Source organism: Micromonospora sp. NPDC049275 (genome assembly GCF_043197115.1).
Taxonomy (GTDB): domain Bacteria; phylum Actinomycetota; class Actinomycetes; order Mycobacteriales; family Micromonosporaceae; genus Micromonospora.
This window is the reverse complement of the sequence record NZ_JBICSN010000001.1, coordinates 73,177-98,718: the sequence shown is the minus strand read 5'-3', so window position 1 is coordinate 98,718 and position 25,542 is coordinate 73,177. Positions and strand designations below refer to the sequence as shown.

General features: G+C 69.6%; 28 protein-coding genes. 11 read left to right on the top strand and 17 right to left on the bottom strand.

The genetic code is table 11. The annotated features are described in order from the left end of the window. The first annotated feature begins 26 nt into the window (after window positions 1-26). The 10 genes from ACGFIE_RS00475 (at window position 27) to ACGFIE_RS00430 (ending at window position 9,042) form a co-directional block, all read left to right on the top strand. The gene (locus tag ACGFIE_RS00475) at window positions 27-359 is read left to right on the top strand and encodes a hypothetical protein (RefSeq protein WP_393289529.1); all 333 of its coding nucleotides are present in this window, start codon (window positions 27-29) and stop codon (window positions 357-359) included. A gap of 84 nt (window positions 360-443) precedes the next feature. Continuing rightward, window positions 444-1,460: a hypothetical protein gene (locus ACGFIE_RS00470; RefSeq protein ID WP_393289527.1), complete on the top strand. Its 1,017-nt coding sequence runs from the start codon at window positions 444-446 to the stop codon at window positions 1,458-1,460. Between the two features lie 102 nt (window positions 1,461-1,562). Then, the gene (locus tag ACGFIE_RS00465; protein WP_393289526.1) at window positions 1,563-2,165 is read left to right on the top strand and encodes a hypothetical protein; all 603 of its coding nucleotides are present in this window, start codon (window positions 1,563-1,565) and stop codon (window positions 2,163-2,165) included. Window positions 2,166-2,518: 353 nt separating this feature from the next. Next, window positions 2,519-2,968: a hypothetical protein gene (locus tag ACGFIE_RS00460; RefSeq protein ID WP_393289524.1), complete on the top strand. Its 450-nt coding sequence runs from the start codon at window positions 2,519-2,521 to the stop codon at window positions 2,966-2,968. A gap of 240 nt (window positions 2,969-3,208) precedes the next feature. Continuing rightward, window positions 3,209-4,234: a DUF4192 domain-containing protein gene (locus tag ACGFIE_RS00455; RefSeq protein WP_393289522.1), complete on the top strand. Its 1,026-nt coding sequence runs from the start codon at window positions 3,209-3,211 to the stop codon at window positions 4,232-4,234. A 10-nt stretch (window positions 4,235-4,244) separates the two neighbouring features. After that, entirely contained in the window at window positions 4,245-4,667 is a 423-nt protein-coding gene (locus ACGFIE_RS00450) for a DUF3085 domain-containing protein (RefSeq protein WP_393289520.1), read from the top strand. Window positions 4,668-5,043: 376 nt separating this feature from the next. Beyond that, the gene (locus ACGFIE_RS00445) at window positions 5,044-5,565 is read left to right on the top strand and encodes a hypothetical protein (RefSeq protein ID WP_393289518.1); all 522 of its coding nucleotides are present in this window, start codon (window positions 5,044-5,046) and stop codon (window positions 5,563-5,565) included. A 125-nt stretch (window positions 5,566-5,690) separates the two neighbouring features. After that, complete coding sequence (locus ACGFIE_RS00440; RefSeq protein WP_393289517.1) at window positions 5,691-6,662, top strand: hypothetical protein; 972 nt, start codon at window positions 5,691-5,693, stop codon at window positions 6,660-6,662. Window positions 6,663-6,913: 251 nt separating this feature from the next. Further along, window positions 6,914-8,029 carry a hypothetical protein gene (locus tag ACGFIE_RS00435; protein WP_393289515.1) on the top strand — a complete coding sequence of 372 codons (1,116 nt, stop codon included), beginning with the start codon at window positions 6,914-6,916 and terminating at the stop codon, window positions 8,027-8,029. A 47-nt stretch (window positions 8,030-8,076) separates the two neighbouring features. Further along, on the top strand, window positions 8,077-9,042 hold the full coding sequence (locus ACGFIE_RS00430; RefSeq protein ID WP_393289513.1) for an HAD domain-containing protein: 966 nt from the start codon (window positions 8,077-8,079) through the stop codon (window positions 9,040-9,042). Between the two features lie 916 nt (window positions 9,043-9,958). Here the strand turns inward: ACGFIE_RS00430 and ACGFIE_RS00425 are convergent. The 13 genes from ACGFIE_RS00425 to ACGFIE_RS00365 form a co-directional block, all read right to left on the bottom strand. Next, on the bottom strand, window positions 9,959-10,873 hold the full coding sequence (locus tag ACGFIE_RS00425; protein ID WP_393289512.1) for a DUF2637 domain-containing protein: 915 nt from the start codon (window positions 10,871-10,873) through the stop codon (window positions 9,959-9,961). A gap of 125 nt (window positions 10,874-10,998) precedes the next feature. After that, the gene (locus tag ACGFIE_RS00420) at window positions 10,999-14,094 is read right to left on the bottom strand and encodes a BTAD domain-containing putative transcriptional regulator (RefSeq protein ID WP_393289510.1); all 3,096 of its coding nucleotides are present in this window, start codon (window positions 14,092-14,094) and stop codon (window positions 10,999-11,001) included. After that, window positions 14,091-14,573, bottom strand: a complete 483-nt coding sequence (locus ACGFIE_RS00415) for a pilus assembly protein TadG-related protein (RefSeq protein WP_393289508.1) — start codon at window positions 14,571-14,573, stop codon at window positions 14,091-14,093. The genes ACGFIE_RS00420 and ACGFIE_RS00415 overlap by 4 nt, the downstream gene beginning before the upstream one ends. Further along, on the bottom strand, window positions 14,570-15,004 hold the full coding sequence (locus ACGFIE_RS00410; protein ID WP_393291216.1) for a TadE/TadG family type IV pilus assembly protein: 435 nt from the start codon (window positions 15,002-15,004) through the stop codon (window positions 14,570-14,572). Before ACGFIE_RS00410 ends, ACGFIE_RS00415 begins: the two co-directional genes overlap by 4 nt. A 63-nt stretch (window positions 15,005-15,067) precedes the next feature. After that, on the bottom strand, window positions 15,068-15,484 hold the full coding sequence (locus ACGFIE_RS00405) for a TadE/TadG family type IV pilus assembly protein (RefSeq protein ID WP_393289506.1): 417 nt from the start codon (window positions 15,482-15,484) through the stop codon (window positions 15,068-15,070). Then, on the bottom strand, window positions 15,481-15,687 hold the full coding sequence (locus tag ACGFIE_RS00400; RefSeq protein WP_278124570.1) for a hypothetical protein: 207 nt from the start codon (window positions 15,685-15,687) through the stop codon (window positions 15,481-15,483). The genes ACGFIE_RS00405 and ACGFIE_RS00400 overlap by 4 nt, the downstream gene beginning before the upstream one ends. Before the next feature lie 46 nt (window positions 15,688-15,733). Beyond that, the gene (locus ACGFIE_RS00395) at window positions 15,734-16,603 is read right to left on the bottom strand and encodes a type II secretion system F family protein (RefSeq protein WP_393289504.1); all 870 of its coding nucleotides are present in this window, start codon (window positions 16,601-16,603) and stop codon (window positions 15,734-15,736) included. Then, window positions 16,600-17,436 carry a type II secretion system F family protein gene (locus ACGFIE_RS00390; RefSeq protein ID WP_393289502.1) on the bottom strand — a complete coding sequence of 279 codons (837 nt, stop codon included), beginning with the start codon at window positions 17,434-17,436 and terminating at the stop codon, window positions 16,600-16,602. The genes ACGFIE_RS00395 and ACGFIE_RS00390 overlap by 4 nt, the downstream gene beginning before the upstream one ends. A 2-nt stretch (window positions 17,437-17,438) precedes the next feature. Further along, entirely contained in the window at window positions 17,439-18,752 is a 1,314-nt protein-coding gene (locus ACGFIE_RS00385; RefSeq protein WP_354944615.1) for an ATPase, T2SS/T4P/T4SS family, read from the bottom strand. Further along, window positions 18,749-19,486, bottom strand: a complete 738-nt coding sequence (locus ACGFIE_RS00380) for a hypothetical protein (protein ID WP_393291214.1) — start codon at window positions 19,484-19,486, stop codon at window positions 18,749-18,751. Before ACGFIE_RS00380 ends, ACGFIE_RS00385 begins: the two co-directional genes overlap by 4 nt. A gap of 20 nt (window positions 19,487-19,506) precedes the next feature. Next, on the bottom strand, window positions 19,507-20,190 hold the full coding sequence (locus tag ACGFIE_RS00375) for an SAF domain-containing protein (RefSeq protein ID WP_393289500.1): 684 nt from the start codon (window positions 20,188-20,190) through the stop codon (window positions 19,507-19,509). Beyond that, window positions 20,187-21,053, bottom strand: coding sequence for a hypothetical protein (locus ACGFIE_RS00370; RefSeq protein WP_393289498.1), 867 nt, complete (start codon window positions 21,051-21,053; stop codon window positions 20,187-20,189). The genes ACGFIE_RS00375 and ACGFIE_RS00370 overlap by 4 nt, the downstream gene beginning before the upstream one ends. Next, on the bottom strand, window positions 21,047-21,436 hold the full coding sequence (locus tag ACGFIE_RS00365) for a hypothetical protein (protein WP_393289497.1): 390 nt from the start codon (window positions 21,434-21,436) through the stop codon (window positions 21,047-21,049). Before ACGFIE_RS00365 ends, ACGFIE_RS00370 begins: the two co-directional genes overlap by 7 nt. 625 nt (window positions 21,437-22,061) lie before the next feature. Here ACGFIE_RS00365 and ACGFIE_RS00360 point away from each other — a divergent pair. Then, on the top strand, window positions 22,062-22,766 hold the full coding sequence (locus ACGFIE_RS00360) for a prepilin peptidase (protein WP_393289495.1): 705 nt from the start codon (window positions 22,062-22,064) through the stop codon (window positions 22,764-22,766). A gap of 82 nt (window positions 22,767-22,848) precedes the next feature. Here ACGFIE_RS00360 and ACGFIE_RS00355 read toward each other — a convergent pair whose 3' ends face one another. From ACGFIE_RS00355 to ACGFIE_RS00340, 4 genes are all read right to left on the bottom strand, one after another. After that, window positions 22,849-23,526, bottom strand: a complete 678-nt coding sequence (locus ACGFIE_RS00355) for a DUF1524 domain-containing protein (RefSeq protein ID WP_393291213.1) — start codon at window positions 23,524-23,526, stop codon at window positions 22,849-22,851. A gap of 262 nt (window positions 23,527-23,788) precedes the next feature. Next, window positions 23,789-24,022: a hypothetical protein gene (locus tag ACGFIE_RS00350; RefSeq protein ID WP_278124562.1), complete on the bottom strand. Its 234-nt coding sequence runs from the start codon at window positions 24,020-24,022 to the stop codon at window positions 23,789-23,791. A 131-nt stretch (window positions 24,023-24,153) separates the two neighbouring features. Beyond that, window positions 24,154-24,339: a DUF5954 family protein gene (locus tag ACGFIE_RS00345; RefSeq protein ID WP_354944755.1), complete on the bottom strand. Its 186-nt coding sequence runs from the start codon at window positions 24,337-24,339 to the stop codon at window positions 24,154-24,156. 303 nt (window positions 24,340-24,642) lie between these two features. After that, entirely contained in the window at window positions 24,643-25,026 is a 384-nt protein-coding gene (locus ACGFIE_RS00340) for an Lsr2 family protein (protein WP_354944610.1), read from the bottom strand. Window positions 25,027-25,542: the final 516 nt, after the last annotated feature.

Sequence of the window (25,542 nt, the reverse complement as noted above, 5' to 3'; positions counted from 1 at the left end):
ACGACCGCGAAAGAGGCAACTCGCCCATGCCGCACCGCCGCGCCCTACCCCGAAACGTCACTGACGTCCTGCTGTGGCTGCTCGCCGCCGATGTCGCCGATGCCCACCCACCCCGTCCCGACCGGCCGGGCCAGTGCGCCAACCTGCGCTGCGTCGACGAGGTGTATCCGTGCCCACCGGCGCGCGACGCACAGCGCGCCCGCCAAGCCGCCACTCGGCCCACCCTGATCGCGCGCGGCCGGGCCCGAGTCACCGCACCGGCCGCCGTCCTGGCGACGAAGTTCACCGGCTGGTTCCGACCCACCCGACCGACCCCGCCATCGTCGCCACGGTCCATGCCGTCCCCACGGGCCGCCTGAGCCCCCAAGCACCCTGCCGGACCTCACGCGGCCCAAACCCGGCGACGCCCCGTCCCTGGGTGCCCATCTATTGAAGGAGAACAATTGAGCTTTCACACCGAGAAGACGATCGCCGGCTACGCCCGCGCGGCAGTCGACCTGCGCCTTCGTATGACCGATTACTGCCGTGGGCGATTCGCCCAGCAGTACATGCGGGCATGGCTAGAGTCCCGCTTCGACGACGACATCGCCCACGACCTCGACCTCCATGAGACGTTCAGCCGCATCGCTCACCAACCGTGGCGCGACGGCGACCCCTATGTTCTCGCCCCGGCCATGACCGCGATCATCGCCGCCGCCGCCCAAGCGCTCGACCTGACCGGCGACATCGTCAGCAGCGACACCGCGCCCAGCGACGCCGGTGTGCTGTTCCTGCCCGAACCGATTTACGAGCGCGGCCCCCACGGTGAGGTCACCTCCATTGGCGCGATCACCTGGATCAAGGCCCGCCTTCGCGACAGCGGAGGCAGCTTTTGGGCGATCTTCGGCTGGGCCGACCGCGACGACCCCCTCGACCCCTCCGCCGCCCGACGCCGCGCCCAGGTCGCGGCGGCCCCCGAACTCGCCGCGCAGTTCGGCCCCTACGTCCTCACCACCTTCGCCAACATCCCCATCGGTACCCCGATCCCCGCGCACGGCGAGCAACCCGAAGCCGCAGACGTGGACTGGGAAACCGCGCCCGACGGCCGGCTCTGCATCGACGAATCGGCGCTGCGCATGCGAGCCGTAGCGGCGGTGCTGTACGCGTTCTGGCGCATCCAGGAACAACCCATCGCCACCGTCGCCCACCCACCCCTGGACCGGGCCGCCCGCCGACGGGCCTTGCGCGCCAGCCTGCGCCACGACACCCGCGTGGTCATGCTCCGACGCACCAAGGCCGCCGCCGAACCCACCGGCGAGGCCAAATGGCACTACCGCGTCCGGTTCATCGTGCGCGGGCACTGGCGACGCCTGATCGACGCCAACGGCCAGCCCTACCGCATCTGGATCCACTCCCACATCAAGGGCCCCGACGGCGCGCCCCTGCTACTCGGCGAAACCGTCGCCGTCCTCGCCCGCTGACCCCAACTCGAACTGATCGACGTACCGCTGCCACGCGGTGCGGCGACCACGCCTGCCGCCTGGCAGCCGTGCCCACTACGAGAACACAGAGAGAGCGACATCATGTTGCACACCGACTATCCCTTCGACACGAACAATCGCGCCTACCAGCGGTTGCTCACCCTCCTCGGCGAGCACTTCGAAGTCGTCACCTGGGAGAACGCCACGGGCCGACCCGCCATGCTCACTCTGGTCGACGTCGCCAGCCACGACTCGGTCAGCCTCGCCCTGATCGACACCGTCGACGACGGCGACGAGGCGCACGCGCTGCTCGCTGTCACCACCGACGCGGCAATGTCCCTGCACGGACCCATCGCCGGCCGGGCGGCAGCGGCCGACTACGCCCCCCACCTCGCCATGCACAACGCGGACATCGCCGCCACCACGCCAGCCGCCCTGCACCATCCCGACAGCACGACAATCGGGACCAGCGAGTGGCTGACCATCCCGCCCAACATCGCAGCAGCCGCCCACAGCGGAGCGCTCGACACCACAAGCGTCGGCTTGGTGCTGCTCGACCGCGACCGCGCCCAGATGGTCGTCGTCGGCCCCTTCTCCACCCCCGCGGACGCGCAGGCATGGCAACCCGACACCGATGGATGGCCGCCTGTGGACCGCGTCGTCGTCGGCCTGCACCCACCTGCGTCCGAGACGGACTCACCGTAGAAGGCCGCAACTCGACGATTGGCCGCATCCGCTCAACCCCGCACCGGCCTGACTCCTCAGGCCGGTGCTTTTCGCTGCGCCAAATGACAGCCACCTGAGTCGGCACCGCCACGCTCCTGTTCACCACGGGGCCGTGCCGACCCAACGCCACACAGGCCCGGCACACCAGCGGCTCAGACCTGACGTCACGCCTGACTCGTCACCGTGGCGGCGCGGCCAAACGGCGGAACGCCCTGGCAACACCTAGAGAACGGATCCCGATGCTGTCACCGATTCAACACGAAGCCATCGTGCACTGCTTGCACGGCATAGACAGGCTCGCATCGACAACGCACCCGTGGCCCGGGCCAGTCGTGTTCGGCTGGCTCCGAGAGACCTCACTGCCCGATCACCCTGACCCCAGCGCCCGCGCCGTCAACGTCGTCCCGCTGCTCGTCGACCCGCAGCGATGGCACAACGAACCGGACGGGCCGGTCGCGGCCCTGCGCGAGATCGCCACCGAGGCGCACCACCCCGACCACCAGGCAGCCATCGCCTTACAGGCCGACAACCGCGACTACCAGCAACGCGTCCTGGCCTACCTGTTCATGTACCCGAGGATCGTCGAGCACGCGAGCGACACACCCACCGAAGTGCGGTGCGTCGACGCGGTCGCCACCGACGGCACGATCTTTGTGCTCACCCGCATGCCGGACACCGACATGGGCCTCGTCGCAACGATCGACGACCCGGGCGACAACCCGGTCATTGACCTGCTGCGGCAGATGGTGACCCTCACCTACCCCGACGGCTCCAACCTCTGACAGCCCCTCACCAATTCACGCCACTGACGGGCCTGCCAGAGCCCCAGTCGTGGCCCACTGCACGCAACCGCGTCAACCCTGGGGCACAGCGGGGACGGCAACCGAGCACATCGGCGAGGCCGCACCCGCGCCCAGCGCATGAATGGCGCGCGTCCACATCCGCACACCGGTAGGCCCCTCGGCTCAATCTCCGCCGCGGGGCCTACCGGTGTGCCTCCCCACGCCCACCAGGAGTTCCCTATGGCCCACGATCACCGACCCCATATTTCTCTGGCTTCCGTTGCTGACCTGCTTGCCGCCGTGCCGTACCTGTTCGGCTTTCATGTTGACCACAGCATCGTCATCGTCGGATACACCGAGTCCATGCTCACCGCGGCTACTCGCGCTGACCTGCCCAAGCGTGACGAAGTCCCCTCATGGATCGACGGCACCACATCACAGTCTCTTGCCATGCTGCGCAACGTCGACGCCACCGCCGCGACCATCATCGGCTACGGGCCCGCTGACACGGTCACCCCGATCGTCGACATCCTCACCCCACACTTCGACCATGCCGGCATTACCGTGCGCGACGCGTTGCGGGTCACCGACGGCCGCTACTACTCCTACCTCTGCGACGATCCAGCGTGCTGCCCCGTAGACGGGGTCCCGTTCGACGCCGTCGGCAGCGTCGTCGCTGTGAACGCGATCGTCGCGGGCCAGACGGCGCTGCCCGACCGGGCTGCTCTCGTGGCCAGCATCGCCCCCACGACCGGCGCCGCCCGCGACGCCGTCACGACGGCCACCTGGCGGGCACAGCACCGACGCGACACCCTGTTCGCTGCGGGCCGGCGGGCGGCAGTCATCCGCGCCGGAAAGAAGGCGCTCCGAGCGGCGGTCGCCCGCTACGCCGGCGACCGGGTCCTCACCGACGACGAGGTGGCCTGGCTGTCCGTGCTCCTCCTCGACTACACGGTCCGTGACGCCGCCTGGCGAACCAACGACGGTGCCCCGTCGCAACTCGCCTTGTGGACCGACGTCACTCGCCGCGTCGACCCAGCCCTCGCCGCACCACCAGCCGTCTTGCTCGCCGTCATCGCCTGGCGAGAAGGACTCGGCGCCCTCGCCTCCGTCGCTATCGACCGGGCCTTGGACGCCGACCCCAACGACCCTCTCGCCCAGCTGATCGACCACGCCCTGCGCGCCGGCATTCCACCCACCGCCCTTGACAGCCAAGCCACCCCGACAACCCCTGCCGAGAACCCGCCATCAACCGACCAGAAATGAGCACACCCTGATGGCCCTGCACCTTCACATCAACCTGACCGAGACGCTGCGGCTGGCCGAACACGCCGTCTCCAGCACCGAGCAGGCCCAGTCCTACACAGAAACCGAGGACGGCATCGCCTGCCCCGGCGCGCTGGTCTGGGTCCACGACGAGGGCGTCTACCTCATGTCCAGCGGCCTGCCGCGCCTCCACGACCCGGACCGTCCCGACTCCAACCTCCTGGTCTACGCCGACGGCTGGAACCCGAACACCGACGGCTATCGCCGCGACGTGGACCTCGGCGGCGACGACTTCGCCGAACACCTACACCTCACTGACCCGGCCGCCCCACTGATTACAGAGCTACGCGCGGCTCACGCCGAGGGTTACCGCTGGCTGCAACTCACCGTGACCGGCACCGCCTACGAGGTAAGCGTCGTCGGCAGTCGTTAAGTCCACTCTGACCAAAGCGCACGTTCGCCTCCGGCCCTCCGAGAAACGGGAACGGCCCCGACCCGCGTCGGGGCCGTTCCCGCATCCGGGCATCCGATCAAGGCGAAACGATGACGCCGCCGCGGGACACGACTTGCTGTCTTTATTCAAGCGAGCGTCAATTCAAACGCGATTCGCCAAGTAATCCGCCTGATGGAAGGCGCTCACGGTCAGCCCAAGGAATAGCTGTGCCCACCATCCCTGAACCGCCCCGCGACCCGTCACTAACGCTGGAGGGGTATCAACGACAAGCCGAGAACGCGATCCAGCCGGAATAAACAATTATTGCTCAGCCCGAGACGGCAAGTAAGCACAATGAGGAAAGGCGGACTTTCGAATGAACAGTCCTGGCAACGGCATACCCGACCTAAACCGAGAGCATCTCCTGAAGCACCTCGTTGGGATCGAGGCGTTCGGCGAATCTTCCGGCTGGAATCATTCGCCGGTACTCCTCGCCATCACGAACGAACCTGTGCCGGGAACGGCCGACGAGTGGCGGCTTGCCGCGGGATCGGTAGACGTACCGCGGCGAGTCTGGCACGACGCTGACCCGATCGAGGTCCTAGACGCGCTCCTCGCGCAGTACCGGTCACCCGCCTCCCAAGCGGTGGCGGTACTTATTTCCTACAACAATCCGCACACCCGCATTGTGGGCTGGGCCTTCGTCTACATCATGCAATCCGCGGATGGCAAGGAAGCCCGGGTCGTTGATGCGGCGGACGAGCATGGCGGCCTGTATCGGATAGCACGGCTGCGGGGCGCGGCTCCGGAGAACGAGTACGACGCCGATGGCTCAGTTTACGCGGAAACGCCAACCCACCGGATTCTTCTTCAGCTCGTTACCGCCACGCGTCTCTAATTCGTGGGTGCATACCTGCGCCTGCTGCTCCCGAAACCTCAAAGAAAGGATCAATTACCGTGGGCTTGAGACGGGAAACAACCTACGCCGGGTACGCCCGGGCCGCCGTAAACGCGAAGACCCTCATGGCGGAGCACTGCGCCCGACAAGGCACCGACGAGCTTGTCTCGGTGATCATGGCGGATGCCCTGACTGTCAAAGTCAACAATCACCAGTGGCAGGCACAGACGGCGACCGCGCAGAGCGCTGGCCGCACCCTTACACGGCAACTCGAAACTGCCTGGCGCATCGGGGAGCCATTCGTCGTCGCACCAGCGATGACGGCGATCATCGCCGCCGCCGCGCAGGCCCTAGACCTGACCGATGACCTACTCACCGCCGACACCGCGCCGACTGACAGCGGCGTGCTGTTCCTCCCCGAGCCAATCTTCATCCGCTCTGCCGCCGGCACCATCCGAGGCATAGCCGCGATCACCTGGACCACGATGATCACGCCTGCCGGCAGGTCCTGGTTGATCTGCGGCTGGGCGGATCACGAGGACACCGATGATCCTCACATCGCGGCGCTGCTCGCCTCAGCGGAGTACCAGCGCAACCGGGCCACCTTCGGGCCCTACATCCTCACTGACCTGGCGACCCTGCCAGTCGGCAGACCAGTGCCCGCGCTTGCCCTACCCGACACCGATGCCCCGCCCATCGACTGGCAGGGCGCGCCGGACGGCCGCACGGTGATCGACGATCGCACAGCATCCAGAGTCTGCGCCGCTATCACGTACGCGTTCTGGCGCATCCAAGCCCAACCCCTCGCCACCATCAGCGAGCCACCCCTGCCGCGCGCAACGAGTCGCCGCGCCGCACGGTCATCGATCGTGCACAACACCCGCGTGGTCATGCTCCGTCGAACCAGCCCCGTCGGGGCAGGCGTTGACGGTGACGCGAAATGGCACTACCGGGTGCGGTTCTTCGTCCGTGGCCACTGGCGACACCTCACCGCAAAGGACGGCACCCGGTACCGGATCTGGATCCACACCCACATCAAGGGACCGGACGGAGCCCCGCTCCTGCACGGTGAACTGGTATCCGTCCTCGGCCGGTGAGCCCCGATCAGTCGCCGCCGCGCTAGCTGAGCAATGCAGGCCCTGCCGGGCCTACCGCCCGTATGCCCTCGGCCTAGCGCCCGCGGTTGCCCCCGCTACGGCAACGCGCCCCCGTCTTCGGTACCCGCGCCGGGGGCGCGTCCGGACGGTCATCTAACCGCGACGCCCGCGATTCACACGCTCTTCATCTCGCCCGGTTCCCGCCACGTGGACCGGGCCACTCGCCTGACCAACGGAAGGAACACCGAACGATGACGCACAGACTGTGGTGGCGAACCGACAAGATCCTGCCCCTGGCCGAGCACGCCGCCGCCACGCCCCATCACCATCAGACCCGTCAGCAGGACCGCGCCGGATGGCCTGCTGTGCCCGCGCTGATCTGGTCCCACGACGCCGACGGCGACTGGTTGTCCTCTAATGGTGACCCCACCTGGTACAGCGCCGATGGGACCGAGTACCGCGTGCGGGCCGAGACCTGGACCCACACCGCGACCGGCACCACCGGTAACCCCCATCCCGGCGACGACGGTGACGGGTTTCTTCCTCTGCGCCTGGAACACTCCGACGGGCGCCGAACGCTGCTCGAATTGCTTCGCTTCGCCCGCGCCCACGGCCTGCAGTGGTTCGGTGCTAACCCAGTCCGGACCAGCCAAGAGGGCACCGACCGGTACGTGATCTCGCACTGCCGGGGCGATGCCCTACCCGCCAACGCGCTCTGGGTGCCGGCACTCGTCACCTGCCACAACGTAGGGGGAGGCTACTACCGGGCACTCGTCGCCGACGGATATACCGCTCTGCGCGGTGGCCTGCTGTGCCGTTTCCCGCGCCACGAGGTCGAACGCATGAGCAGGCACCTGCACAGTCTGTCGATCGGCGACTCGCCCGGCGAGCACCCCGTCCTGCATACCGCCCGCGACTTCGTCAGCGTGCAGTACGAGGAGACCGCGAGCGGGGGCAGCCTGTGGATCGAGGACGACCGGGTGCCAGCCGACGCCGACGACCACTACGCGATCGGCGCCTACCGGTGGAAATGGTCGCCGCACGAGCCAAACGACGCCGACGGTCTTGGTCACGCCCATCGCCCCGAGGCCGACGCCGATTGGCGCGACAGGCCAGGCCTGCCCTCCATACCGCCCGGCGGGCGGCTGCTGGCGGCCGATGAGGCGGTAAGTCTCCTGGTGATGGGGGACCATTCCGAAAGTCGAGACGGCAGCCTGGCCATCGACGCCGCGCTGATCGAGGCAATTCGTCAAGGGCACATCGTCGCCTGCCTGTTTGGTGACGGCCGGGTCGCCTTCACCCGCGCGACCCAGCAGTCGGCAGGCTCAACCAGCCCAACCCGAGCCCGCGAATTCGAGGTCCAATGACCACCCCACGTACCGCTCCTGCTCTGGCCGCGAACCGGGCACGGCCGGTGGTCGCCATCGACGTCGACGGGGTACTCAACCCCGACGATCCGAGGACCGCCCGCCAGCTCGGCTACCGCCCGCACCGCTACGACGGTCCCGCGCCCAGCGGTCAGCACGTCTCCGGCGAGGTGTGGCTGCACCCCGACCACGGCACCTGGCTCAGAGAACTCGCCCTCAACGCCGACCTGGTCTGGTGCACGAGCTGGGGCGCGATCGCCGCGACGTGGATCGGACCTCGACTCGGCCTGCCGGTTGACCTGCCGGTCATCGACGTCGGCCAAAGTGGCGTACGGTTCGGTCGCCAGCTCAAGCTCGCCGGTCTTTACCGCGCGATCGGCGGACGACCGGTGGCCGTTCTCGACGACACGTTCGGGGGCCGGGATGGGTCTGAGGCCGCTGACCGCACCGCGCGTGGCAAAGCCACTCTGCTAGTGCCCGTCGACGGCGTCACGGGCCTACAACGAGGTCACATCGATCAGCTCCTCAACTGGCTCAGTCGGTTGGCCATCGACGCGCAGGAGCCCTCCGCGCGAGACGAGCCCAGAACCGGCCCGACTGCACCGCAGGAGAGCGACGAGGTGGGGGATGACGGCGGCGACCTCAGCGTCGGCGATCCGGTGCTGCGGAAGTCGCGGCTGCTGTCCAGAAAGTGCGACACGTGCATCTTCCGTCCCGGGAACCTGATGCACCTTTCCGAGGGCCGCTTACGTGATCTGGTTGCCGAGGCTCGGCGTGACGAGGGTTTCGTCATCTGCCATGAGACGCTGCCCGGCTACCGGCGCCCCGGTGTCAAACCCGCTATTTGCCGAGGATTCGCCGACCGCTACTCCACCCAGACGCTGCAGGTGATCGAACGGCTCTTCGGGTTCCTTGAAATCGACCCGCCCGAGAAGGACGCAACTCCGACCGACGGCACTATGCCGACGGGGGACAGTGCCACTGGAAGCGCTGACCCCGGACCAGCCCAGTAGAGCGGCGGTACCAGGCGACGGGCCGCGCCCCCGCCAGGCCCTCCGACGACTGGGGCCTGTACGCGTGCCAATTCGCGGCGTGCGCCTGCTGTTCGGTAGACCTGCGGTCGTGTTATTTAGGTACCCATCGATGATGGGTGGGCTGGACCGGTATCACCGCGTCCCGCCCACCCATTGTCGGGCCCATTATGCCGATTCCGATCAAAATGCCTCGGGTAGGTTCGCCGCCATGCCGGCCCCGATGAGTAAGAGACGTGGCCTTTTTTCGTTGGACCCAGATGGAGATAGCGGGACAAGCGACTGCTCGTGGCCGATACCCCTCCTCGTAAACGACGAGCACCACCTCTCCAGGCAGGGGCAACACCTGGAGATTCGCCGGCACCCTTCGATGAGGCGGCAGCTTCGTGGCCTTATGGGATGAACCTGCGGAATTGGGGCGACGTCTCGGGTGGGGTTGTCTTGTGCTCCGGCGTGCTCGAAGTCGTCTGGGTTGTTCGCTTGGTGAGGTAGGCGCTGGCGTGCGCGGCGCAACTCGTGGGCAAATCGCCGACCGTTTGGCGAGGAGGCGCGAACACGACGTCCGGAGCTATGAGTCGGCCTCGATGGTCGCGAAGAACTTCCGAAGCTTCATCGGACATGCCCAGATGGAGCAGTATCAACTCCGGTCGCGGGCGTAGGCGTCCTGGCTCCGCAGCATTGAAACGCCATCGCCTTAACGCCCGTCTCGGCTGACCGCGCCGACACCCCATCAGAGTCGGAGCCCCTCTTCCCGCCAGTAGGTGAGGGTGGACGTGCCGGCCCGGCTCGGGGGTATGGCCTCAGGCGGGGGCCGCCTGTCGGGCGGCTGGGAGCCGAGCTTGCGGCTGCCTTGCCTGCCGCCGCCACAGCGGCGAGAGTGTGCGAACTCTTCTTGATGTCAGCGGCGGAGGCTGTCGGCGGGGTGTCCGTTGTCATTCGGCAATGGCGGTGACCAGTACCGGTAGACGGTGCGTTCCGATTTCCCGATTCGGGCGGCGATGTCCGCGGGCGGTAGCTCAGGGTCGCGGCGGCGCCAGTAGGCGACTGCGGCTGCGGTGTCAGCCGGTACGTTGTCTGTTCGCTCGTCACCCGCCGGCGCGGTCGGCTCGATGCTGCTGACGCTCGGCGACGAGGCCTGCGACGGCGCGAGGCCGCCTACGTCGCCGAGGTTCGCCTCTGTCTCGGGTTGGGGCGCGCAGTTGTCCAGCGTGGCGAATGCTCTCTCCTGGTGCGGTCCGTTGTCGTCGTGCGGGCGATGCCGAGGGGTGGATGAGCTGCTGGCGGTGTCGGCGTCCGACTCGGCTGTGATGGGTGCGGCGGCGTGTGAGGGCATCGCCGATACGGTGCTGGGGCGGTCGAGCCGGGCCGGGGCGTTGGTGGTTGACGTGTCGGATGCGGTGGCCACAGGCCGCGCACCGCTCGGTGCCGCGGATGCGTTGATGGGCGGCGACGGCATGTGTGTGGGCGCGGGCGGCGATGGTGGGGGCACGGTGGTTCGGATCTTGGCGGTGATTTCGACGAGGCTGACACTGGCCACGATGACGAGCCCGTCGACGGAGATGGGCAGCAGGTACGCCCCGCCGTGCTCGGTCTCGCCGTAGCGGGCCGCAACCCCGGCAAGATGCCAGTAGCTCACCCAGGTTGCGATGGCGGCGATGACCGAGGTTGCCGCGATGCGGATCGCGCCGAGCAGACGCCGGTGGTGGGGCACCCGCGAGATCAACTCTACGGTGAGCAGGAGCGCCAGTGGTGGCCACGCGGCGATGATTTGGCTGATCGGATTCGGGCGGGCGTGTAAGACGTTCGCGGCCACCGACGCGGCGACGCCGAGGACGAGAGTTGCCCGTACCGCCCACCGCAGCCTGCGTAGCTGCTTGTCGTCGGTGGTACCGGCGGTGACTGGTGTTCCCGGACCGCTGGCCAGATGAGACGCGCTGCTCACGCCGACGGCCGGCCGTCGGAGGAGCGTGGGCCGCGCCGCGAGCGCACTTTGGCGATGAGCTGGTCGGCGAGGGTGAGTGTGTCGTCGGCGGGCTCGGCGTCGATCTCGCTAAGTCTTTGGGTCAGGGTCCGGCGCAGCGAACGGATGCCGTCGAGGTCACCGAGGGCAGCGTGGGCGCGCATCGCCTGTTGATACAGCTCCTCGTTGTAGGGGTGGTGGGGCAGGGCGGTGTCGTAAACGGCGGCCTGCTGCTCGGGCTGGCCGGCGAGATCCTCGATGAGCGCGCTGACGGCGTCGAGGGCTTCGCGTTGCACGGCGTGCCGGTGGGGTTCGAGCCATTCGTAGTCGCAGCCTTCGGCCAGGGGCCGGTAGGCCTCGACGGCGCGGCGCAGAGCCTGGGCCCGGTCGGCTCGACTGTCGGTGACGCGCAGCGCGGCGCGCATACGCCACAGGTCGATGTCGAAGGAGTCGGGGTTGAGCTGGTAGCGGTGGTCAGGGCGGGTGAGGTAGGTGCCGGGTCCGGCGTGGTGGCGCAGCACGGCGCGCAGGTCGGAGGCGTAGGTGTGCAGCCGGTGCGTTGCCTTGCTGGCGGGGGCGTCAGGCAGGAGGTCTTCGAGGATCGCCTCGGCGGCGGCGTCGCCGCCACACACGGCGAGGTACACGAGGAGCTCCATGGACTTGGCGCGCAGCGCGCGCGGATGGTTGGCGCCGAGGATGGCCGGCGGGCCGAGCACCGTCACCTCGACCCGGCTACGCTGCGCTGCCGCCGGGCCAGCGCCGGACGCCCCGTCTTCGCGCCGCCCGGATGACGACGCGATGCGGTGGAAGGCGGCGTCGGTGGCCGCGGCAGCGAGCCCGTCAGAATCGTCTGGCACCGCCTTGTCCTCGGCGACGGGCTGCTGAGCGGTCGGTGCGCTGACGGCGTCAGTGTGCGTTGCCGGCGACGTCCCCGAGCCGTGTTCGTCGGGGTCGACGGACTCCTGGTCGGTGCTCTCGCCGGCCGTGTCCGAGGCGTCCGCTAGCGCGGTGGGGGCGGGCGCCGCCGCTGTCGCGGGCCTGGTCTCAGGTGGCGTCTCGATGGGTGCGGGTGCCGGTATCTGGCCGGTGTGGGACTCCGCGAGGGTCGCGAGCAGGTCGACGGTTTCGGTGGGGTCGAGGATGGCGAGGCGGCCGACGTCGGCGGGATGAGGGCCGTGGCGGGCCTCGCCGTCGCCGCGGGTGACGGTGCCGTCGGCGGCGACGACGGCGGTGTCGCCGTCGGGCCATGCCCCGAGGAGCACGCCGTGGATGTCCAGGCGTTGGCCTTGGGCCAGGAGCGCGGCGATGCGGGCGCGTTCGTGGCGGCCGGTCGCGTCGGCGAGCAGCATCACCGGCGCCAGGGGTTCCTCGAAGGGATCGGCGGCGCGCAGTTCGGCGATGGTGTCGACTTCGTGGTGGTAGGCCAGCCGGGTGCGGTGCAGGGTTTGTTCCTCGAGGATTTCCAGGGCGTCGTCGAGGTCGGCGGTGACGGTGAGTCGGGGAGTGCGGGGCAGGTTGACGGCGGCGGCACCGAGAAGGGTCGCTGCGGTGGTCGCGGGGATGACCACCTGGGTGCGGGCGTCAGGGTGTTCCGCCGCGCCGGCGGCGAGGGCGGCGGTGAGGAAGCCGCGGGCGGCGGCGTCTGCGCCGGGCCCGGTGAGGCCCAGGCCGGCCGGAGGCCACACGGCCGACAGGGGGTGGGCGAGTGCCGGTGCCATCGGCCCGCTGTCGAGGGCGCCGTCAATAGCGGTGGCGGCCTGCGCGGGGCTGGCTTCATGGACGGCGTCGGCTTCGTCGGTGAGGACATCGTCGGTCCGAGGTGACGAGACGTTGTCTTCATCAGCTGGGCTGTCGGGGGATGGGGCGTCGGTTGGGGTCGCCGCGTCGCGCAGGCCACGCCGGATCTGGCGGACCACGCGGGGCACGGGCGCCAGGTCGGGGTCCGTCACAGGGCGCTGGACGGACGGTTTGCGGGCGCGGTATCGCCGCTGGCGGTGTGCCCACACGATGGCCACCGCGGCGGCGATCGCGAGCGCCAGCCCACCATCGATCCAGCTGCCGGTCGGCAGCGACACACCGTGGCCGGGGCGGGCGCTCCGGCTGCTGTCGGGGGCAGTGGGGTTGGCGGCGGTGGCATCGCCGGTGGGGGCCGAGGCAGTACCGGTGGGTGTCGGCCTGGCAGTCGGCGCGCCCGGGGAAGGAACCTGCGGAACGGTGCTCGCCGACGGCTCCCCGACCGGTGGGACGTCGGGTGTGGTCTCCGGTGCCGGCGCGCGCGGCGCAGGAGGCGTGAGGGTCGAGGGCCGGGGTTGCTGCCCGGCGGGCGGGGTGGCGTCGGCGGGCAGGTCCAGCGCCCAGCCCGGGTAGATCACGTTCGGATTGCGCAGAGTACCGCCGACGTCGGCGAAGTGGGTGCCCCTGTTGAGGGCGAAGATTTCCGGCCAGCGGTTGGCGTCGCCGAGCCACTGCTCGGCGATCTTCGACAGGGTGTCACCGCGCTTGACGGTGTGCACGTACTCGCGGCCGTTCGCGACGAGGGTGACCTCGCCGTGGGCGAGCGTCCGATCCGGCGTCGCGGCTTCCTGCGATACCTGGGTGCTGGTGGTGCCGGGGAGAGACTCGCGGTGCGCGACAGCCGCCGTGGCCGAGGCGACGCCGGAGGCAGCCGGGTGGGCGTGGGCGGGACCAGTCAGGGGTGGCGTGGCGGCTTGCGCAGCGGTGGCCAGCACCCCGCCGGTGATCATGGCGATGAGTAGCGCGGCGAGGCCACGACCAGGGTTCAGGACACGGGGCTGAGGCAGTCGTCGGCCGGTGAGAGCCGCGGCGAGTTCGGCGAGCACCGACCAGGTGAACGACACCCAGGCCGCCCAGAGCAGGGCGGTGAGGACCGCGCCGATCATCTCGTCGGTCAGCGGGCTGGTCAGCGCGGTGGTGACGGTGTCCCAGGTAGGCGGCTGGTCGGGCAGCGGCGGGTCGAGGTAGCGCAGCAGCGCGTACGGCACGCCAGCGAGCAGCAGTGCCAGCGTCGCTCCGCCGACCGCGCGGCGGCCGACCGTGGACAGTGTCGCGATCACAGTGGCACCTCCCCAGGCGTAGGCATGATCTGGGCTTCGGTGGCGGTGGTGACGCCGGTGGCGGGCGTGGCGGTGGCGGTGGCGGATACCGGGATGTCGGTGATGCCGACGAGGTGCAGGAGCTGGGTGCGGTGGCGAGTGGTGACCGTGACGGTGACCTGCTCGGTGGTGGCCGAAACGGTGCCTGCCTGGCCGGCTTGGGTGAGGAAGGTTCTGGCGGCGGTGCTTGCTGCGCCGGGGTCGAGCTGCACCGCGCCGGTCGTGCGGTGCAGGGCCAGGTCGATCTCGTCGGCACCGGCGCGGGCTGCGGCCTGGGCGGTGTCGTACGCGGACACCTTGGTGGCCATGGCCATTCCCTGGTCGAAGACAAGGCCGGCGAGGACGAGCACGATCAGGGTCCCCACGACAGTCCAAGGGGTGATCTGCCCTCGATCATCGCGACGAACCCGATACGCCTTAGCGGGGGGGCTGGTGGTCACGGCTGTGCCCCGTACGCATCCAGGGGCTGCCGCGAGGTGGCGCGAATTGTCACCGACCCGGGCAGGCCCAGGCCGTAGAGGTCTTCGAGGCTTACGGTGCAGGCCACTGCTGCGGTGACCTGCCCACCGGGGACGAACGCGCCGGGCTCGACGGTGATGGTCGAGGGTTGGCAGGGGAGGGTGCGTCCGGCCAGGGTGATCGAGGCGGCGTCAGCGCCGTCGAGGCGGGCTTCGGCGGGCGTGCGCGCGATGGATGCCTGCCGGGCCGCCGCCGCTGCCGCGGAGCGCACGTCGATGGTGGCTGATGCCAGGCGCAGGCACGCCACGATGGCGAGGACGGCCAGGACCATCAGCGGCACGTAGCCGAGGGCCATCTCGACGCTGACCGACCCCCGATCGCGAGCCGACCGGGCCACGAGCGGCCGGCGCATGCCGGGACGACGTTTCGTCCTGCCGAGGTCGCTCACCAGCCTTCTCCCTTCTTAAGACGCGATCTAGCCGACTTCGGGTCGGAACCGCTCGACGGGCGCGCTGACGCGGGTGTCCACTCGCAGGCGCAGGAACGGCACCACGGTCGGCACCCGACCGGCTATCGCCACGGTCGCGGTGTCGGCGCTACGGGCCACGGACACCTGCGGGTTGTCGACGGCGCGGCCCGCGACCTGGTCCAGGACGGTGGTGGCGTCGGCGGTGCCGGCGGCGGCGGTGCCGCCGGACACCCTGGTGGTCTGTAGGGCGTGGTTGGCGGCGTGCTGGATGCCGAGCTGCGCGAGGGCCCACAGCGCGAGTTGCACGCCGATGAGGACGAGCAGGAACAGCAGGGGCGCGTAGAGGACGACCTCGGTGCTCGCTGATCCCCGATCGTTGACGCGCAGGCGCCGCCTGGCGCGGGTATGCCGGATGGTTGTCACAGGTTGATCCCGCTGACCTTGCCGATGATCTTGTCTCGGAAGATGGCGAAGACGGACAGGGCCAGGCCGACCAGCAGGGCGATCCACATGACCTTTTCGGCGGTCTCGCTGCCTCGGTCTGCGCTGTGGCGCAGTTGGCGGATCCGATCGGTGAGCGTGAGCTGTGCCAGGGTCAGCAGGACGAGCAAATTCCTCGGGCGCATGGGTCTGCCTCCTTGGGTGCGTCGTATGCGGCACGCGCGGGTTTGGTCAAAATGTGCCGATTCCAGAGATCGCCGGGTAGAGCAGGAACAGCAGGTAGGCGGCGGCGAGGAGCATGACGGGCATCGACATACGCTCGGTGGCGGAGTTCGCTTGCGCTTCGAGGGCCGCGGCTTGGTGAGCGCGCAGGGTGGCGGCGCGGATGGTCAGGGAGTCGCGGATGCGTGCGCCTTCGGTGCCGGCGAGGCTCATCGTCGCGGCGAGCTCGTGCAGCTCGCTCACGCCGGTGTCCTCTCCGAGCTGGCCTAAGGTTTGCCAGGGTGCGACGCGCAGCAGGCGGGCGGTGTCGACCGCGCGGCGTAGCCGCTGTGCCGCCCAGCCGTGGCTGTCGGTGCAGGCGTCGTCGATTGCCTGCTCGAGGCCGGCGCCGCCGGCGAGGGAGATGACGGCGAGGTCGAGGACGGCGGACAGGGCGTAGCGCAGCTCGTCGCGGCGGCGTTGCGCCTCGCCGCGCACCGTGGTCTCGGCCAGCCACCATCCGCCAACGGCGCCAGCGAGGCACGCCCACAGGGGCATTCCGGCGGCGAAGGTGACCCCTGTGGTGGCGAGCACGGCCATCACGACCGGAGGCAGAACCAGCCCGGCGAGGACGGCCAAGGTTTGGTCGGCCAGGTGCAGGGCAACGGGTCGCTCGAGTACGGCCAGGTCGACGCGCATCCGCTCGCGGGGCATGCCGAGCGCGCGCATCGGCGCGGCCAGCAGACGGGTCCGCGCCCGAATCGGCTCCGGCGGTGCCTGCGGTGAGCGGCGCAGCGCGTCAAGGGTGTGCGCGAGGCCGGGCCGGGCCGGCACCAGGCCAGATGCCGCCAGGACCAGGCCGAGCCCGGCGATGAGCCCACACGCGAGCACCACACTCATGACGCCCGTCCCGGTTCGGCCAGCACCCTCGGAGGCTGGGGGATACGGGAAGCGCGGGCCAGCCACCAGAACCCGCCACCGAAGACGCCGCCCACGAGGAGCAGGACCAGTTGACCGGTTACGGTCTGGTAGGGGGCGAGGAATCCGCGGTTGAGCAGGATCAGCCCGACGACCATCGCCACCGAGGTGCCGGTGATGACCCGCGCGGCGGTGCGGGTCGCCGCCCGCGTCGTGGCCACCCGCATTCGGATCCCGGCCAGCTCGCGGGCGGTGACGGCGAGGCTGGTCAGGCACTGCGACAACTGCCCGCCGTGGTATCCGGCGGCCTGAGTTAGCGCCCGCACCATGAGGTCGGCGACCGGGTCGGCGAGGTCGGCGGCGAACACGCGCAGCGCGTCGGGCAGCCGCGCCCCACCGCGCACTGCCTGCGCGAGGGCGGTGACCTGCGCGCGGATCGGCTGCGGGGTGACCGGTGCGGTAGCGGTGATGGCCTGCTCCAGTCCGGCGGCCGAGGACAGGGTGTCGCGCAGCAGTTCCGCCCAGGTGGCGACCGCCTCGATGCGGGCGACCGCTCGGGTGTGCTCCCGGTCGGGGCCGAGCACCCGGGGCAATGCCCACACGGCCGCGCCGGCCAGCAGCGCCGCCACCGGCCATCGGGTCAGCGCCGCCGCCGCGAGCCCCCCGCCCACAGCTGCGAGCAGTCGGCTGCGGTCGGCGCCCGTCCAGGGTCGGCGCGACCGGCGGGGGGGGGTGCCGGGTGGCCGGCGGCGTAGGCCGTCGGCGATGAGAACGAGGCCGGCGGCGCAGCCGAGACCGAGCAGGATCGGCAGCATTCTTACCACCGGTCCTGGGCGAGGAAGACCACGTTGGGTACGGCGGCGATGAGCTCGTCGAGGGTTTCGGCGCGCATAGGCGCGGCCGGGACCGCCCGACGGTCCGGGCCGGGCCGGTAGATCTCGTTGGACGGGATCTGCTCGCCGTCTGTCTCCAACACCTCCCGGATTGAGGAGAGCACTCGGGTGCCGTCGGTGGCGACGTCGAGGTGCAGCACGAAATGCACGGCTTGACCGATGAGCACGTTCGCCGCGTCGAACGCCAACCGCTCCGGCGCCTGCATCACATACATCGCCAGCCGGGTCAGCGCCTGTTTGCTGGAGGAGGCGTGCACGGTGCACATTGACCCGTCGTTGCCCTGCGACATCGCCAGCAGCATTGGCACGGCCTCGGCGCCGCGGGACTCACCGACGATGACCCGGTCGGGGCGCATCCGCAGCCCCCACCGGACCATCGCGGCCATGTCAATGCCACCGACACCCTCCAGGTTCGGCTCGCGCTGCTGCAACGCGGCGGTGTTCGGGTGCGACGTGGCGTCCTCGTCCAGGCCGAGTTCGAACGCGTCTTCGACGGTGACGATCCGCTCGTGAACGCCGATCGCCCCGGCTGCGGCGCGCAGCAGCGTGGTCTTACCGGCGCCCGTGCCGCCGCAGATCACCAGGTTCTTGCGGGCCCGCACCATGGCCGTGATCAGGTCCCGCAGCCCGGGGGTGATTTCCGCACGGTGTACGAGGTCGTCGAGGGTAACCCGGTGTAGCACGTTGCGGCGGATCGACACCGACGGGCGCTTCGACACGGCCATCACCGCGAACAGCCGCTGCCCGCCTGGCAGCCGCAGCGACAGGCTCGGGGAGCCGCGGTCGAAGCGGCGCTCTTCCAGACCGCTGCGGGCCGCCGCGATGCGCACCAGGTCGATCAGGTCTGCGTCCGACGCGGCGACCGGCGGGACTCGCCGGGTGCGCCCGTCGGTCCCGCGGACCCACACGTTGTCGCAGCCGTTGGCGAAAATGTCCTCGATCTGCGGGTCGTCAATCAGGCGTTGCAGGCCGCCGAGGCCGGTAAGGCTGTCGCGCAGCGCCCGCGCCAACGCCCCCTCGACCTGCGGTGTCAGTGGAGCCCGGCCGCTGCTGATGGTCTCCTGCGCGTATGCCATCAACTCTTGGGCGATGTAACCGGCGATCACTGCCTCACGTTGCCCGTCGGGCAGGTCCGCGCCGTGGGCGGTGAGGCGGTCACTGACGCGGGCGCGTAGCTGCGCCACCAGCTCCGGGGCCACCACGAGCGGGCTTTCACCATCGGATCGTGGGGCGGTCATCGCACGACCTCCAACGCGGGACGGGCTGGTCGCGGTCGCGGCTGTCCCGCGACGGTGCCGGCCAGGGCGCGCAATGCCTGCGCCAGCCGGGTCCGCGACCACGCCGGCCCAGTCATCCGCCCCGAGAGCACCGCCGCGCCCCACCGGTCACTGGGCAGGTGTGCCCACACCGGCACGCCGAGGCGGTTACTAATCTCCTGCGGCTCATAGGCGCACTTGCCGACGACGGCGACGCCGACACCACCGGGCGAGGTGCTCACCCGCAGCGCAGCGAGCCGGGTATCGAGATGATGCAGGTGCTCGACGGTCCCCGAGGTCACCAGGACCACCGCGTGCGCGCGGGGCAGCAGCCCGTGCGCCGGACTGCCCAGATACAGCCGGCCCACGTCCGCGACCACCACCGGTGCCAACGCCTCCACCGTCGGTTGGTGGGCGAGGACCGACAACGCCGCCGCGGCGGTCTCGGCGGCGCCGGGCCCGACGAGCGCGTGCAACCCCAGTGGCAACGACTGCACGAACGGCGCCGCCCCACTCAGTGGCGGGCCGTGGCGGGCCGCCGCCGCGAGCGTCGCGAGGCCCGGGTCCTGCGGGAGGCCGAACCGCGCGGCGAGCACCCCTCCGCAGGGGTCTGCCTCTACCAGCAGCCCGGGTCGGTTGGGCCACAGCGCGGCCAAGCCGAGCGCCGCCGTCGATACTCCTGCTGCGCCGGACACCGACGCGACCACCACCAACATGCTGTGCACCGTCCCGTCCCTCATTGCCCTGGCCCCAGTTGCACCAGCGACACATCCCCCGACGCCGAGGCCACCGCCTCCGCCTCCTGAGCGGCCAGCAGCAGGCCCACCACCTGCCCGCCTGCCTGTTCCCCTGCGCCCGCTGACACCACGGTGGCCAGTGCCCGCCGCGCCCCCGCCGCCGGCTGGTCAGCGGTGGGGGTTCCACCGGCCTGCTGAGCCGCGGCAGGCGGACCCACGAGCACCACGACTCGGGTCCCTGCGGCGAGAGCGGCGGGGGCGCGGCCCGCCTTGACCGGCACCGCGATCACCGCCTGTCCGGCCGCTGGCCACGCCGGCGGACCCACCTGCGACGACACCACCAAGCTGCCGGCGGCCAGCGGGACCGCCGCCGTGCGCCCCACCACCTCGTCGCGCCGGTCAGCGCTGATGAGCGCCAGGCCCGACGGGTTCGCCACCCGCACCACCCGCACGTCCCCGTCGCTGATCACCGCTCCGGCGTTCACGCCTCGGGTCAGGGCAAGGAACTGTTCCTCGGCGTGCCGACGCAGGTCGACCTGCCAGAACGTCACCACCGTCGCCAGCACCAGGAGCACGCCGGCGGCCACCCGTCGGCCGCTGCGCTGGCCCGCCCGATGCGACGGGCCGGCCTTCGTGCTCTGTACGGCCGGGCTGGCTGGCGGTCGCTCCGTCGTCACGCTCATCGGGTACTCCCGACGATGGACTGCGACTGGGCCACCCGCACGGGCGCCGCCGAGGTCGTCGTCAGCGCCGCTAGCGTGCCCCCGCCGCCCGGCCCGGACCAGGTCACCGTCCACGTCACCGTCGCCCGCAGAACGAACGCCTCATCGCGCGTCGAGGCCGAGGATCGGGTGTAGGTGTGCCCACACGACGAGGCGGTCCGGGGATCCGTGCCGGGCGCCCACGGCTTACCCGGGCCAGCGCAGGTGAGGTCCGCGGTGTTGTCCCCGAAGGACCACCGCACCCGCACCGGTGTCGCCGTTGCCGTTACCGTCACCCCGGGCACCGCGGCCGTCGCTGATCGTGGACCCCACGTCAGCGGATCTACCCACAGCCACACGGGAACCCGGACCAGCACGAACGGCACCCTGTCGGGGCTCGTGCGGATCTGCGGCGTGGGCAGCACCAGCCGCGAGCGCGCCATCTGCGCCATCGCGGCCAAGTCCACGCCGGGTGCCTGATCGAGCCACACCGGCGTGCGCTGCGAACCGAAACCGTCCCCCGCGCACGTCCACGCGTACCAACCGCCAGCCGGGCCCTTCCCTGCCGGTGGCGGACGCTGTCCCTCCACCGGCGCCCAATGGCACGGGTCCTTCTGGCCCGTCGCGCCGTCGTCCGATCCGCCGCTGCCATCATTCGATGAACCGGCCGGCTGTCCGGGATCGCCGGGGGTGCCGGCGGTGATGTCGCACTGCGGCGCCGACGGGTTCTGCCGGCAGTCCACGCCGCCCAGGCCCCCGTCCGCCGCAGCGACCCCGGAGCAAGCCAGGACAACAGCGGCAGCGACTACGGGGGGCACGGCCAGACCGCCGCGCCGCGTCAGCATGTGCCGACCTCCCGCACACCGAAGCTGACGACCTTCCAACCCTGCGTGCCACCGTCAGTCACCGTCGCCTCGACGGCTCGGCGCCCACCCGGCACGTCGTTGATAGGGGAACCGGCAGCGGTGTAGACCAGAAACCGGGTGTCATCGATGCAGTCGGTCACCGTCACCGTGGGCGGCGTCGACACCAGCGACGACTGCCGCACCTGCGGGTTCACCACCAGATCACCCTTGAGAATCTGGCCCTTGCTCCGGTACGAGGACAGACCGCTCTTCAACGTCTGTAGTGCGGCGTCGCTCGCGAAGCGAGCGAGGTCAGGGTCGTCCGGGTTCGCGGCCAGACCGGCCTTGGCATAGGCCTGCCACATCTCCCGATACGCGGACAACGCCGCGTCGTCCCCGCTCGCCCGCGGACTCTGGCCCGGCGGCGGCGCGGAGACGCTCGGTGTCGCGTCTTCGCCGGGTCCATCTGAATCACAGGCGCCGACGGCGGCAGCGAGGCAGAGCACTATTGGCAGCCCGAGCAGCCGAGCCCACCGGCCACCCGACCTAGCACGGAACCTACGTCTCGCGATAACTACCGTCATTGCTGATCCTGCCTCCTGGTAACGGCGAGACGACGGTCTCGCGATCATGAACGTCGCGGGCATCCGGCGAACTGACCCAGCGCGCTGACTGCTCCAACAGCGTCGCCACCGACGCTCCAGGCCGACACTCCGTGGGCCACCCAGCGCACTCCGGGGCTAACTGTGGTTCGCCTTGACCGAACCGCAGTTAGCTCCACTGAGGCGAGCTAAGCACGGATCCACTCACATCGTCAACCACGGTTTGCACTCCGGCCAACTATGGTTGCGTCGTGTGGTGTCGGCCGCAGATCGTATTCATGGACCAAGTTCGCTGCCCGAACGCTGGCAGCGCTGACCTCGCTGTGGGCGGTGCCCTCGATGGCCTGGTGACGAGCCGCCGGGCTCACCGGCTGCTGCCGTGGTTGAGGGATGGGTGCGGTACACGATGACCGGACCGGTCCTGTGGTGCGCCGCGCTGATCGGTGCGCTGGCCGGCCTGACAATGCCTGATGCCTACGTCCGGATCATGACGACCCTGACGGCGCCGAACGCCCAGCCCTCCCCGAGTCGCCACACCCACCACCGCCCTCATGCGAGCCGCCCGGCTCAACGAACGCTCGATGCGCTGGCAAGCGGGATCGCTATGGCCGCAGCGTTCACGGGCATGGCTTGGCTCCTCGGGGACCGGCCCGACGGGTTGCTGCTGGTCGCGACCTGGGCCACCGTGCTCTACGCCGGCACGCTGCTCGCTGCCGTCGACGTCGCAACGAGGAGACTCCCCACGCCGATCATCGGCATTGCGACGCTCGCGATCGGGATAATCCTCACCGCCCACGCGCTGGCCACCGGCCAAGCACACACCCTGACCACCGCGGCTCTAGCTGGCGGAGCCCTCGGCGGCGGCTACCTCTTGCTGGCACTCATCACCACAAGCCAGATGGGCCTCGGCGACGTTCGCCTGGCCGTGCTCCTTGGCACCTCGCTCGGCGTGATCGGATGGCCGGCGGTGTTCCTGGGCGCTGCCCTGCCGTACGCGCTCGCCGTGCCGGAGGCGCTGACCCGCCTCCTGCTGCGCCGCCAACCAGACATCGCCTTCGGCCCCTACATGCTCGCCGGCGCGGTTCTGTCGGCTGCGCTCAGTAGCCTGTGATCACCGGAGGGCAACTCACCGCGGCGCGGTTCGGCGTCAGCGGCCCAGAGCGAGGACACCGACACCGCAACGCCGCTCGGACTCAGGAGGAACAGGTGTTGAGCATGCTCTGCAGGGCGGACTTTTCCGATGACTGCAGCCGCAGACCCCAGGCATACTTCACGGTGATCCACATCTTGCTGTAGGTGCACCGGTACGACGACACCGACGGCTGCCACGACGACGGATCCTGGTCGCCCTTGGACTGGTTAACGTTGTCGGTCACCGCGATCAACTGTGGGCGCGACAGGTCGTTCGCGAAGCTCTGCCGGCGACTGGTCGTCCAAGAATTCGCGCCGGAGCGCCACGCCTCCGCGAGAGGAACGACGTGATCGATGTCGACGTCTGAGGCCGCTGACCAGGTCGCCCCGTCGTACGGGCTGTACCAGCGACCAGACGTGGCCTGACACGACGCGTTGACGACCACTGACGTGCCGTCGCGCTTGAGGACCTGCTCCCGAGTGTCGCAGTTGCCGCTGACGGCGATCCAGTGCGGAAACAGGTCGCGGGAGTAACCGCTCGTCGATCCCTCGCCGCCGACGGTGAGGGCGTTCAGCTGCGACTGCGCGGTCGCCTTCGATGGGATGCCCGGTGGCGATGCCGCCGCAGGCCCTGAGATGGCAACCGACAGGGCCGCGCCAGCGAGCGCCGCAAGTGCCAGGGCCGCTGTGCGCGCACGGGGTCGACCGAGTGAGGACGTTATCGCTGTTGGTCGTGCCATGCCGTACCTCCCCGTCATCATCAACAAACGATCGCACTCACCATCTTCGATGAACATGGCGGTGGGGCGGCATTCCTGTGAAGAGCTGAATGAGGGGCAGAGGCTCCCTCGGGGAGACGGGCGTTCTACCTGGCTGTGTCGCACACCGCCATCTGCCGCGCGGTCTTGCAGAGGTCGGCCGTCTGCGGGTGCGGTCGCCGCGGCTCGTCAGCCGAGGTAACAGGCTCGCAGAACGCCGGGGTCGCGTCGCGGCGAGAGCCGCTCAGTCGGGTGTGATGTGTTCGCGCCATGATCCCGGCGAGGGTGCCCGCAGCAGGCGGTCGACTACCTCCTGCGCTTCGGCTTGCGTGTCAAAGTCCCAACGCAGCACCCTGCCCGTTTCGCTGTCCCCGGCCCGTGCGACGACCTTCCAGCGCGTCTCGCGGATCAGCCACACATCACGGCGCGCGAGACGGCCCCAAATGCCGTTCCACCACCTCCGGACCACCTCATCCACAGACCCGATCGTACGCACGTTCGAACATAGTGAGGTGGGTGGTGGGACGATGTGGCGGTTCGTGCCGCACCTCGCGCACCTCGGTAACCAGCGGGGATGGGAACCTTGGGCGTCACGCCTGGCAGCTGGCCCTAGGGTGGGCTCACGTCAGTGGGCTTCCGTGTCTCCCTGCTGTAGCAGTCGGTTGACCTGGGCCTCTGGGGTGCGACGGGATCGCGGCCCGACGGGCGCTGCCGTTCAGGGCCGCCGGGTGAGAAGCGTAAGAACGCCTCGATGCGAGTGACCCGGAAGCGGGCGCCCGAGCACCGCGGTTTCACTACAGCGAAGCCGTAGTGGTGCAATCTTTTCCGTGGTGCTTCTAACCCTGGGGCAAAGGGGCCCGGGGACGTGTGAAACTTGCATCGAATTGCCGAGCTACCAGCGGCAAGGCGATTTCAGTCAGGGTCAGCCCGTGTTAGCAGCGACTGGCCTAGTGCAACACGTCCCCGGCTCGCCAACCACGCGACCGGACTCGAATATCAAAGCTCGGCGACTCGCGACGTCCAGTTAGCCCCAACGGCAGGAACGCTGCTAGTCGGTGTGGTGGTGGCGCGAACAACTTGGTTCGCACGTGCGGCAGGTCAGCGACCCGCCTGTGCGTGGAACTCCATGACGATCTCCTGGGGAATCCGTCCTCGGTCAGAGATGTTCTTGCCGGCCCGCTTGGCCCACACCCGAATTGCCTTGTTCTGCTCCGGGGAGCTGGCCGCGCTGACCCGCCCCCCGGTGACTCGTCCGTCACCAGCTCCTGCAGGGCCGCGTGCCCGTCCGCCACCAACGACACCGGCCCGGCCGACCCTGCTCCCGTTCGAGGTGTACAGCCCGAAGACCTCGCGCAATTTCCCGGCGTTAGCGCTCGAGAGGTCAATCTCGTAATGAACCCCATCGAGGGCGAACCTGACGGTCTCGTCGGCGTCCCCGCCGTCCAGGTCATCGAGCAGCTTGTGAATGATCTGCTTGGCCACGTCAATACTCCTTCGAACCGAATCGGCAGGTAACTGATAGCACAGTAACCCGCAAACTGCTCCCTGCGAAAGTAAAAGCAGGGTGCTGTCCCCTTGCGGCGACCTCGCAGTGGTGCGGCAGTGACGACTATTGCGAGTCGAGTCATGCGATCGTCATCGGTAGGTGCACGGCAAATCGCTTTCAGTCATGGTCGGCGACCGACGGATGCTGCTGTCGTCCCGCGCCGCTTGCAGCCCAGGGCGGCCGGCGCAGTTCGTCACCTTCTGTAGGCGGGCATGTCGGATATGTAATTCATAGAATTTTTGCGACCGCCGCCAGATTCGCCGGTGATCAGGGCAGCGGAGAGCCGTCTGGTCCTCGTGACTCGCCGGGTGGCGTGTCAGCCCCTTCGGCACCCTTGTGCCTGTCATTGCTCGACTGGGGCGGTCAGCGCCGACTGGCCGTCCTCTCAGGGTCAGCGAATTCGGTGTTCTGGCAGCTCAGTGGCGTTCTGCTGCGGTTAGCGTCGAGGGTTC

What these genes read in the sequence shown, in the direction of transcription:
- ACGFIE_RS00360 (WP_393289495.1), top strand. Translation starts at nt 22,062, where the DNA reads ATGACCGGACCGGTCCTGTGGTGCGCCGCGCTGATCGGTGCGCTGGCC.
- ACGFIE_RS00385 (WP_354944615.1), bottom strand. Translation starts at nt 18,752, where the DNA reads ATGACCGCCCCACGATCCGATGGTGAAAGCCCGCTCGTGGTGGCCCCG.
- ACGFIE_RS00355 (WP_393291213.1), bottom strand. Translation starts at nt 23,526, where the DNA reads ATGGCACGACCAACAGCGATAACGTCCTCACTCGGTCGACCCCGTGCG.
- ACGFIE_RS00450 (WP_393289520.1), top strand. Translation starts at nt 4,245, where the DNA reads ATGGCCCTGCACCTTCACATCAACCTGACCGAGACGCTGCGGCTGGCC.
- ACGFIE_RS00445 (WP_393289518.1), top strand. Translation starts at nt 5,044, where the DNA reads ATGAACAGTCCTGGCAACGGCATACCCGACCTAAACCGAGAGCATCTC.
- ACGFIE_RS00410 (WP_393291216.1), bottom strand. Translation starts at nt 15,004, where the DNA reads ATGCGCCGGCCGCTCGTGGCCCGGTCGGCTCGCGATCGGGGGTCGGTC.
- ACGFIE_RS00435 (WP_393289515.1), top strand. Translation starts at nt 6,914, where the DNA reads ATGACGCACAGACTGTGGTGGCGAACCGACAAGATCCTGCCCCTGGCC.
- ACGFIE_RS00455 (WP_393289522.1), top strand. Translation starts at nt 3,209, where the DNA reads ATGGCCCACGATCACCGACCCCATATTTCTCTGGCTTCCGTTGCTGAC.
- ACGFIE_RS00475 (WP_393289529.1), top strand. Translation starts at nt 27, where the DNA reads ATGCCGCACCGCCGCGCCCTACCCCGAAACGTCACTGACGTCCTGCTG.
- ACGFIE_RS00390 (WP_393289502.1), bottom strand. Translation starts at nt 17,436, where the DNA reads ATGCTGCCGATCCTGCTCGGTCTCGGCTGCGCCGCCGGCCTCGTTCTC.
- ACGFIE_RS00465 (WP_393289526.1), top strand. Translation starts at nt 1,563, where the DNA reads ATGTTGCACACCGACTATCCCTTCGACACGAACAATCGCGCCTACCAG.
- ACGFIE_RS00400 (WP_278124570.1), bottom strand. Translation starts at nt 15,687, where the DNA reads ATGCGCCCGAGGAATTTGCTCGTCCTGCTGACCCTGGCACAGCTCACG.
- ACGFIE_RS00375 (WP_393289500.1), bottom strand. Translation starts at nt 20,190, where the DNA reads ATGAGCGTGACGACGGAGCGACCGCCAGCCAGCCCGGCCGTACAGAGC.
- ACGFIE_RS00440 (WP_393289517.1), top strand. Translation starts at nt 5,691, where the DNA reads ATGGCGGAGCACTGCGCCCGACAAGGCACCGACGAGCTTGTCTCGGTG.
- ACGFIE_RS00380 (WP_393291214.1), bottom strand. Translation starts at nt 19,486, where the DNA reads ATGTTGGTGGTGGTCGCGTCGGTGTCCGGCGCAGCAGGAGTATCGACG.
- ACGFIE_RS00395 (WP_393289504.1), bottom strand. Translation starts at nt 16,603, where the DNA reads ATGAGTGTGGTGCTCGCGTGTGGGCTCATCGCCGGGCTCGGCCTGGTC.
- ACGFIE_RS00370 (WP_393289498.1), bottom strand. Translation starts at nt 21,053, where the DNA reads ATGCTGACGCGGCGCGGCGGTCTGGCCGTGCCCCCCGTAGTCGCTGCC.